At 71.1% G+C, this 8,498-nt stretch carries 9 protein-coding genes and 1 tRNA gene; 4 read left to right on the plus strand and 6 right to left on the minus strand.

Annotated features, from left to right (window positions below; all coding sequences use genetic code 11):
- Positions 1-38: 38 nt before the first annotated feature.
- The 3 genes from cyoA to COGEMETH_RS10510 all read right to left on the minus strand — a co-directional run bounded on the left by cyoA (position 39) and on the right by COGEMETH_RS10510 (position 3,039).
- Positions 39-1,196: a ubiquinol oxidase subunit II gene (gene cyoA / locus COGEMETH_RS10500; RefSeq protein WP_373875341.1), complete on the minus strand. Its 1,158-nt coding sequence runs from the start codon at positions 1,194-1,196 to the stop codon at positions 39-41.
- Between the two features lie 169 nt (positions 1,197-1,365).
- Positions 1,366-2,700, minus strand: coding sequence for an MFS transporter (locus COGEMETH_RS10505; RefSeq protein WP_238182519.1), 1,335 nt, complete (start codon positions 2,698-2,700; stop codon positions 1,366-1,368).
- Between the two features lie 263 nt (positions 2,701-2,963).
- Positions 2,964-3,039, minus strand: a tRNA-Thr gene (locus tag COGEMETH_RS10510).
- Positions 3,040-3,226: 187 nt separating this feature from the next.
- On the opposite strand from COGEMETH_RS10510, the gene COGEMETH_RS10515 reads away from it, so the two are divergent.
- Genes COGEMETH_RS10515 through COGEMETH_RS10525 form a run of 3 tightly spaced genes read left to right on the plus strand, consistent with a single transcriptional unit; the run spans position 3,227 to position 4,831 of the window.
- Positions 3,227-3,691, plus strand: a complete 465-nt coding sequence (locus COGEMETH_RS10515; RefSeq protein WP_238182528.1) for a tellurite resistance TerB family protein — start codon at positions 3,227-3,229, stop codon at positions 3,689-3,691.
- A 10-nt stretch (positions 3,692-3,701) separates the two neighbouring features.
- A complete protein-coding gene (locus COGEMETH_RS10520) occupies positions 3,702-4,118 on the plus strand; it encodes a CidA/LrgA family protein (protein WP_238182520.1) in 417 nt (138 codons plus the stop codon).
- Entirely contained in the window at positions 4,115-4,831 is a 717-nt protein-coding gene (locus tag COGEMETH_RS10525; RefSeq protein WP_238182521.1) for an LrgB family protein, read from the plus strand. The genes COGEMETH_RS10520 and COGEMETH_RS10525 overlap by 4 nt, the downstream gene beginning before the upstream one ends.
- A gap of 3 nt (positions 4,832-4,834) precedes the next feature.
- On the opposite strand, the gene COGEMETH_RS10530 is transcribed toward COGEMETH_RS10525, so the two are convergent.
- Complete coding sequence (locus tag COGEMETH_RS10530) at positions 4,835-5,929, minus strand: NAD(P)/FAD-dependent oxidoreductase (protein WP_238182522.1); 1,095 nt, start codon at positions 5,927-5,929, stop codon at positions 4,835-4,837.
- A 348-nt stretch (positions 5,930-6,277) separates the two neighbouring features.
- On the opposite strand from COGEMETH_RS10530, the gene COGEMETH_RS10535 reads away from it, so the two are divergent.
- A complete protein-coding gene (locus tag COGEMETH_RS10535) occupies positions 6,278-6,685 on the plus strand; it encodes a Ros/MucR family transcriptional regulator (RefSeq protein WP_238182523.1) in 408 nt (135 codons plus the stop codon).
- A gap of 7 nt (positions 6,686-6,692) precedes the next feature.
- On the opposite strand, the gene COGEMETH_RS10540 is transcribed toward COGEMETH_RS10535, so the two are convergent.
- Positions 6,693-7,934 (minus strand): glycosyltransferase family 4 protein, encoded by a 1,242-nt coding sequence (locus tag COGEMETH_RS10540; protein WP_238182524.1) that lies wholly within the window; start codon positions 7,932-7,934, stop codon positions 6,693-6,695.
- Positions 7,935-8,060: 126 nt separating this feature from the next.
- On the minus strand, positions 8,061-8,498 hold a 438-nt coding region (locus tag COGEMETH_RS10545; RefSeq protein WP_238182525.1), incomplete at its 5' end, for a beta-barrel domain-containing protein.

Raw genomic sequence — 8,498 nt, forward strand, 5'->3', positions numbered from 1 at the left:
CGGCTCGTTGCAGAGGGTCGGGCGGCCTTAAGCCGGCGTCAATCGTTGCTGCGCTGGGGGGGCGCTACGGAATCCCGCTCCGGCGGGGGCTTGGGATGGCCCGCATGGGGATCGTTCCCGTGCAGCTGGTGCTCATGCCGATCGGGCGCCAGCCCCTGCGGCGAACCCTCGCTCTTGGGTGCCCGGCCCGAGGCCGGGGTCGTGGCGCCGGGGGCTTCGTCCCCCTGCTGGATGTGCCGGTTGTCGTAGCGCAACCGCTCGCGGTTCTCCCGGCTGTCCTTGCCGGCGCCGCCCTTGGCGTCGATCTGCATCATCTCGCTCATGCACATCTTGCCCGGCAGGGCGCACATGTTGAGGATCGAGCCGTAGAGGCCGTCCGCCACCGACGCGTAGTAGGTGACCGCGACCGCCTCGCTCGGCTTCTCCAGCTCGATGTAGCCCTCGCGGGTGAGCGGGGAGCCCTGTGCCTTGGCCTTGGCGACCCACTGGTCGAAGCCGTCGCCGTCGAGGCCGTGGAACTTGAACGTCATGCGCGAGAAGCCGCTGCCGCTGTAGTGCGACGACAGGCCGTCATAGGTGCCCGCCTTGTTGATCACGGCGTGGAGCTGCGTCTGCATGCCGGGCATCGCGTAGATCATGCCGGCCAGCGCCGGAACGTAGAAGGCGTTCATCACCGAGGAGGCGGTGATCTTGAAGGCGATCGGCCGGTCCACCGGGGCCGCGAGTTCGTTGACGGTGGCGATGCCGTATTCCGGATAGAAGAACAGCCACTTCCAATCGAGGGCCACGACCTCGACGGTCAGCGGCTTGACGTCCGCCATGACCGGCCGGCCGGCCTCGATCCGCCGCAGGGCCCGGAATGGATCGAGGGTGTGGGTGCTGATCCAGGTCAGGGCGCCCAGCGCGATGATGATGAAGAGGGGGGCCGTCCAGATCACCACTTCGAGCTGGGTCGAATGGTGCCAGTCCGGATCGTAGACGGCGTCCGTGTTCGTGGCCCGGTAGCGCCAGGCGAACAGCAGCGTCAGGGCGATGACGGGTACGACGATCAGCAGCATCAGCCCGACCGAGGCCAGGACCAGGTTGCGCTGCTGCAGCGCCACGTCGCCCGAGGGCTGCATCACCACGAGGTTGCAGCCGGCGAGCATCCCGAACAGGGGCAGGAGGAGAAGGCCGCGCAGGAACCCTCTGGCGATGCCCCGGCCGTACGACGGCCGGCGTCGCGAGGCGGAGGAGGATCTCGGGAACGGACAGAGCGCGGGGATGGTCACGGAACGCGGCCCATTTCTCTGCCGCCTGCCACGGCGGCGCTTCCGGAAGGTGGACGAGGCGGCGCGACCGCGCCGCACGGTGTGCGGGACGCGATCACATCTGCCGCATCTCGGAGCGGTCGAGGGCCAGTGCTAGAAGCGTGGCGGCCGCCCCCGACAGGAGGTAGAGGCCGACCATCGCGAGCCCGTAGCGGCTCGCCAGGAACAGCACCACCAGCGGGGCGAAACCGGCACCGAACATCCAGGCGAGGTCGGAGGTGAGCGCCGCGCCGGTGTAGCGGTAGCGCGAGCCGAGCCGGGAGGTCACCGCACCGGCGGTCTGGCCGTAGGCGAGGCCCATGAGCATGAAGCCCACGGTGACGTACATCGTCTGCCCGATGGCGCTCTCGCCGAAGATCAGGGGCGCGATGATGCTGCCCAGCGCGAAGGCGCCGATCAGGCTCGCGCTCAGGATCAGCGCGTTGCGGCGGCCGATCTGGTCCGCGATCAGCCCGGAGGCGGCGATGGCGCCCGCGCAGACGATCGCGCCCGAGCACTGCACGATCAGGAACTCGCCGGCCGAGCGGTCCGTATAGAGGTTGATCCAGCTGATCGGGAAGATCGTCACGAGGTGGAACAGCGCGAATGCGGCGAGCGGCACGAAGGCGCCGATCCACACGTCGAGGGCGTGGTGCCGCAGCAGGTCGAAGACCGGCACGGGCTCCAGCCGGCCCTTCTCCATCAGCCGTTCGAACTCGTCGGTGGCCACCAGCCTCAGCCGGGCGAACAGGGCCACGACGTTGATGGTGAAGGCGCAGTAGAACGGGAACCGCCAGCCCCAGTCGAGGAAGTCCTCCGACGTCAGGTTGACGATGAAGAACGCGAACAGGGCGCTGGCCACGATGAAGCCGAGCGGCGCGCCGAGCTGCGGGATCATCGCGTACCAGCCGCGCCGCTCGCGCGGGGCGTTGAGGGCGAGCAGCGAGGCGAGGCCGTCCCAGGCGCCGCCGAGGGCGAGCCCCTGCGCGACGCGGAGCGCCGCGAGCAGGTAGATCGAGGCCGCGCCGATCGAGGCGTATCCCGGCAGGAAGCTCATCATCGCCGTGGAGCCGCCGAGCAGGAACAGGGCGATCGTCAGCTTGACGCCCCGCCCGTGCTTGCGGTCCACCGCCATGAAGATCACCGAGCCGATGGGCCGGGCGATGAAGGCCAGCGAGAACAGCATGAAGGAGTAGAGCGTCGCCGTCAGGGGATCGGCGAACGGGAAGAACACCTTCGGGAACACGAGGACCGAGGCGATGCCGTAGACGAAGAAGTCGAAGTATTCCGAGGCACGGCCGATCACGACGCCGACGGCGATCTCGCTCGGGTCGACCTTGTGATCGGTCGAGACCCGGCGCGCATCCTGTTCCAGGGCGGTGGAGGAGGCCGGAGAGGAATGAAGGCTCATCGCGGACAACCGCCTCGCTCGGTGGGACTTCGATCGCACGTCCGACTGCGATCCGGTCATGCCTACCGGATTCACGCTGATGGGCAAGGGTGCCGCGTCGCGGCGCGGTGACACGGAGAACGGGTCATAACGGCCTCGGGCCGATGGACCCGCCGTAGCGCCGCTCGCGCCCTTCGGAGCAAGGCCGCCTATCCAGCTCCGCGGCGTCAGGACCGGGCGATGAGCATCGACATCACGCTCTGAACGAACCGTCGGAGGCGTGGTGGTGCCGCAAGAGGGATTCGAACCCCCGACCCCCTCATTACGAATGAGGTGCTCTACCAGCTGAGCTATTGCGGCGGGAAGCGGCGACGCGCGGTGCGGGCCGTTCGTGGTGGCTCTTAGCCTTCCGCCTCGGCCTTGGCAAGGTTGGCGGCGATGCAGCCCTGCCACGATCGCCGGCGTCGCAGGGCCGGGCCTCCCGCCGTCCTTGACGGGGGCTGGCTGCGCCGGGAGGGTGATGGGGGAGCCTGTCCCGGAGGACCTCATGTCGCTGATCGCACGCCTGCGGGCCTATGCCGCCGAGGCCTTTGGGGTCGCGCCGCGCGACGAGGTGGTGGACGACGCCCATCTGGCGGCGACCGCGCTGCTCGTCCACGTGGCGCGGGTGGACGGCATCCTGGCGCCCGCCGAGTCGGACCGCCTCGCCCGCCTCGTGGCCGGACGCTACGCCGACGGCCCGGAGGCCGCGCGGGCGCTCATCGCCCGCGCCACCGCCTTCGATGCCGAGACCCGCGACGTGGCGAGCCTCGTGGAACTGATCCCGCACGAGACGGACGGGGAGGAGCGCGCGCGGCTCCTCGCCATGGCGTGGTCGGTCGCCGGCGCGGACGGGACGGTGGACGAGTTCGAGGAGGCCCTGGTCTGGCGCCTGGGGCGGCTGCTCGGCTTCGACGAGGCCGGCATCGCGCGGGCCCGCGGCGAGGGCCTCGCGGCAACGGGCCCGACGTAAGGCGCGGGCGGTGATCGCCAGCCTGACGCTGATCCTGCTGGCCCAGCTCCTGGGCGAGGCGGGCGCCCGTGCGGCCGGCCTGCCGGTGCCCGGCCCGGTGATCGGCATGGCCCTGATGCTCGGCTTCCTGTTTCTGCGCGACAGCGGCCCGCGCCTCCTGCCGCGCCTCCTGCCCAAGCCCCTGACGGACGGCACCCTCGAGGCGACGGGCGCAGGGCTGCTGGCCAACCTCTCGCTGATGTTCGTGCCGGCGGGCGCCGGCATCGTCGGGCGCCTCGACGTGGTGCAGGCGCAGGGCGTCCGGCTCGCCGTCGTCCTCGTGGTCTCGACGGCGGCGGCGCTCACGGCGACCGTGCTCGTGTTCCTTGCCGTCTCGTGCGTCCTGGAGCGCCGCACGCGCGACGGCGAATCCGGGGGGCCGGCGTGAGCGGGGACTTCGCGGTCTGGGTCTACCTCGCCCGCACCCCGCTGCTGTGGCTGACGGTGACGCTCGCGGCCTATGTCGTGGCCGACCGGATCTCGGCGGCGACGGGGCGCCATCCGGTGGCCAACCCCGTGCTGATCGCGGTGGCGATCACCGGCACGGTCCTCGCGCTGACGGGCACGCCCTACCCGACCTATTTCGCCGGCGCCCAGTTCGTCCATTTCCTGCTCGGGCCCGCGACCGTGGTCCTGGCGCTGCCGCTCTACGAGCACCGGGCGACGGTGATGCGCGCGCTCCTGCCGATGCTGGCGGCGCTGGCGGCGGGCTGCGCCGTGGCGCTGGGCACGGCGATCGGGCTCGCCCGGCTCCTCGGTATCCCGCAGGACGTGATCGTCTCCTTGGCGCCGAAATCCGTCACCTCCGGCGTGGCGATGGGCATCGCCGAGGCGCTGGGCGGCGACCCGACCCTGACGGCGGTGCTGGTGATGACCACGGGGATCACCGGCGCGATCCTGGTCACGCCGCTGATGGACCTGCTGCGGGTCCGCGACATGCGCGCCCGCGGTTTCGCGGCGGGGCTTGCCGCCCACGGCGTCGGCACCGCCCGCGCCTTCCAGGTGAGCGAGGTCGCCGGCACCTTCGCCGGCATCGCCATGGGGCTCAACGCCTTCCTCACCGCGATCCTGGTGCCGCTGGCGCTGCGCCTCCTGTCCTGAGGGTCAGGCGTCTAGGCGGTCGGCCACGTCCTCGCCCAGGGACAGGCTCGCGGTCAGGCCGGGGCTCTCGATGCCGAAGAGCTGGACGAGGCCGGCAAGGCCGTGCTCGGCCGGTCCGTCGATCCGGAAATCGGCGGCGGGCTCGCCGGGGCCGGTGAGCTTGGGGCGGATGCCGGCATAGTCGGCCACCAGCGCGCCCTCCGGCAGGCCGGGCCAGTAGCGGCGGATGGCATCGTAGAACAGCGCCCCGCGGTCCGGGTCCACCCGGTAGTCGATGGCCTCGATCCATTCCACGTCGGGGCCGAAGCGCATCCGCCCGGCGAGGTCGAGGGTGAGGTGGATGCCCAGGCCGCCCTCCACCGGGGCCGGGTAGATCAGCCGCCCGAAGGCGGCGCGGCCGGTGCAGCCGAAATAGTTGCCCCGCGCCAGCACCAGGCGCGGGACTCGCTCCGGCGCATAGCCTTCGGTCCGCATGGCGAGCGCATGGGCGCCGAAGCTTCCCGCATTGACCACCGCATCCACCGGCAGGGTTCCGGGCGAGGCGCCGCCGAAGGCCGCGAGCCAGCGGCCGTCCGCGCGGCTCAGCGCCTCGACGGGCGTGCGCAGGGCGAGCACGCCGCCGTGGTCCTCGATGTCGCCGAGGAGGGCGAGCATCAGGGCGTGGCTGTCGACGATGCCGGTGGTCGGCGACAGGAGGGCTGCCGCGCAGGCGAGGTTCGGTTCGAGCCGCCGCGCCTGCGCGCCGTCGAGGAGGTCCAGCCCCTCGACCCCGTTGGCCTCGCCCTTCGCCCGGATCGCCGCGATCGTGCCGGTCTCGGCCTCCGAGGTCGCCACGATGAGCTTGCCGCAGGCCCGGTGGGCGACGCCGTGGCTCTCGCAGAAATCGTAGAGCATCCGGCGCCCGGCCACGCAGTGCCGGGCCCGCAGGGAGCCCGCCGGATAGTACATGCCGGCGTGGATCACCTCGGAGTTGCGCGAGGACACCCCTGTCCCGAAGGCTTCGGCCGCCTCCGCGACGATGACATCGTGCCCGCGCAGGGCGAGCGCCCGCCCGACCGCCAGCCCGACCACGCCCGCACCCACGACGAGAGCATCCATCCTCAAGGCCCCGCGCAACCCCTGCCGGCGCCCAGTCTAGCCGATCTCCCGGCCGTCGGCCCCTGGACGTCATGGGTTTCCCGCATCGGCCGTCCGCATGCCGTGGGTGCCCGGCAGAATCGCGATGGAAAATCTCAATCATGAATAGACAGCGATGGAGGGGCACAGCAGTTAAATGTTGAAAATACAATCGGTAGTTGCATAATGACGCGGTCGGTCGGACCCGGCGGGGCCGGAAGGCGCCAAGCTCCCCCGATCACACCGGATCGGTGGTGAGGCCGAGCCTGGACCTGCCGGGAGAGCCCGTCGCCGGGACACGCAAAACGATACGCATCGGGGGAGAACACAGTGGAGACCCGTCACGATACCGTCGAACTCGCCGCCCGAATCGTTGCGGCCTACGTGGCGAGGAACAACGTTCCGGCGACACGGCTGCCCGCTCTGATCGCCGATCTGCATGCGGCGATCGCGGTGCTCGGGCGCCCCGAGCCGGCGCGGCCGGCCAGGCCGACCCCGGCGCAGATCGCGGCCTCGATCCGCCCGGACACCCTCGTCAGCTTCGAGGACGGCAAGCCGTACAAGGCCCTGCGCCGTCACCTGACGCTCCGCGGCCTCACGGCGGAGGCCTACCGGGCGAAGTGGGGCCTGCCAGTGGATTACCCGCTGGTCTCGGCCGCCTACAGCGCGCGCCGCTCCACGATCTCCCGCGCGATCAGCTCCGGCATGCGCATGCGGATGCAGGCCGCCGCCGAGTAGGCGCCGGTCAGCCCGCGACCGGGAACTCGCCCGCCGCCACCTGCTCGATCAGGCGGACCTGCCGCGGCAGGCAGACCTTCTTGAGGTCGTAGCCCTCCGCCGTGCGCCGTGCCGCCTGGCGCAGGGCCCGGTGGGCGTGGGGCTTGGCCAGCGCGTCGACCACGGCCTCACTGATCGCCGCCGGCGAGAAGAAGTCCACGAGCACGCCGTTCTGGCGATCGCGGATCACCTCTTCGACGGGCGGGGTCGCCGAGCCGATCACCGCGCAGCCGGCCGCCATGGATTCGAGGAGCGACCACGACAGCACGAACGGATAGGTCAGGTAGACGTGCGCCGCGGAGACCTGGAGCAGGTTGACGTAGGTCTTGAACGGCACCTGCCCGACGAAGTGGACCCGCGACAGGTCGAGGTCGGCCTTGACCTCGTCGAGGTAGATGTCCCGGTAGGTGCGCCCGTCCGCCGGCCGCGCGCCGTAGCTGACGCCGTTGCCGCCGACCAGGATCGCCCGCGCGCGGGGCCGCCGCCGCAGGATCTCCGGCAGGGCGCGGATGAAGCTGTGGTAGCCGCGATAGGGTTCGAGGTTGCGGTTGACGAAGGTCACGACCTCGTCGCCCGGCCGCAGCACGAGGCCGTCGCGCCCGAGGGAGACGGTGGCCCGGGGATCGGGCCGCACGACCTCCGTGTCGATCCCGTCGTGGATCACGCTGAGGCGCCCGGCATATTCCTGCGGCAGCTGGCGGGCCTGCCAGCGGGTCGGCGAGACCAGCCAGTCGGAGGCCGACAGGGCCAAGTAGCCGGCCGCGTTCTTCACGCGGATGCCGAAGCGGGCCTCGTCGCCGCCGAGGGGAAACTCGGGGTCGAAGTTCACGTCCCCGCCGACGGCGTTGTAGCTGAACTCCACGAAGGTCAGGAGCTTGGCATCCGGCCAGACGTCCTTGAGGAACAGGGTCTCGCCCCAGCCGGGATGCCCGCAGATGACGTCCGGCCGGAACCCCTCCGCCCGCAGCGCCAGGGCCGCGCGCGCCGCGCTCTCGCCGCGCAGCACCTTCGTCTCGAAGTCGGAGGCCAGGGGATGGATGGTCGGCGTCGAGCCGCGGGAGACCGCGTGCGTGACGACGCGCACGCCCGGAATCGGGGATTTCTCGGTCATCGCCAGGGCGACGACCTCGCAATCGGGCCGGGCCGCCAGCGCCCGCGCCACGTGGGCGTACTGGGCGGGAAAGTTCTGGTGGACGAACAGGATACGCATGCGTGGGAAGCGCCGGGCCGTTCGGTCGAGGCGGAAGCGTGGCCCCGCCACGCTTGCCCTACTCGTCCGTGTTGATACCGAGAGGCTGCGCCCGCCAAGCCCGGGGGCTCGGCGGGATGGACTGCCTCAGCGCTCGTGGCCCGCCGTCGAGGTGGTCTCGCGGATCGGGGACAGGACGTAGTCGATCACGCGGCGGTTGCCGGTGTGGATCTCCGCCTGGACGGTCATGCCGGGGGTGAGCGTCACCGTCTTGCCGTCGGCCACGATGTTGTTCTTCTGCACCTCGATGGTCACGGGGAAGACGAGGTTCTGGGTGCGCGGCGTGCCGGTCACCTGGCCCACGCCCTGCCCGCGGGCCACCGAGAGGGTGTCCGTCGAACCGCTCGCGTCTCGGTCGTCGATGGCGTCGCGCGAGATCCGCAGCACCCGGCCCTCGGCCGTGCCGTAGCGGGTGAAGGGGAAGGAATCGACCTTCACCGTCACCTCCTGCCCCGGCGTCACGAAGCCGATGTCCTTGTTGAGGACCAGGGCCCCGTCGAGATCGAGGCCCTGGTCCTCAACAAG

The sequence above is a fragment of the Methylobacterium trifolii genome (genome assembly GCF_022179685.1).
Lineage (GTDB): Bacteria > Pseudomonadota > Alphaproteobacteria > Rhizobiales > Beijerinckiaceae > Methylobacterium > Methylobacterium trifolii.

Excerpts from the sequence above, each read along its gene's own strand:
- COGEMETH_RS10515 (WP_238182528.1), top strand. The coding sequence starts at position 3,227 with ATGTCGCTGATCGCACGCCTGCGGGCCTATGCCGCCGAGGCCTTTGGG.
- COGEMETH_RS10505 (WP_238182519.1), bottom strand. The coding sequence starts at position 2,700 with ATGAGCCTTCATTCCTCTCCGGCCTCCTCCACCGCCCTGGAACAGGAT.
- COGEMETH_RS10540 (WP_238182524.1), bottom strand. The coding sequence starts at position 7,934 with ATGCGTATCCTGTTCGTCCACCAGAACTTTCCCGCCCAGTACGCCCAC.
- COGEMETH_RS10530 (WP_238182522.1), bottom strand. The coding sequence starts at position 5,929 with ATGGATGCTCTCGTCGTGGGTGCGGGCGTGGTCGGGCTGGCGGTCGGG.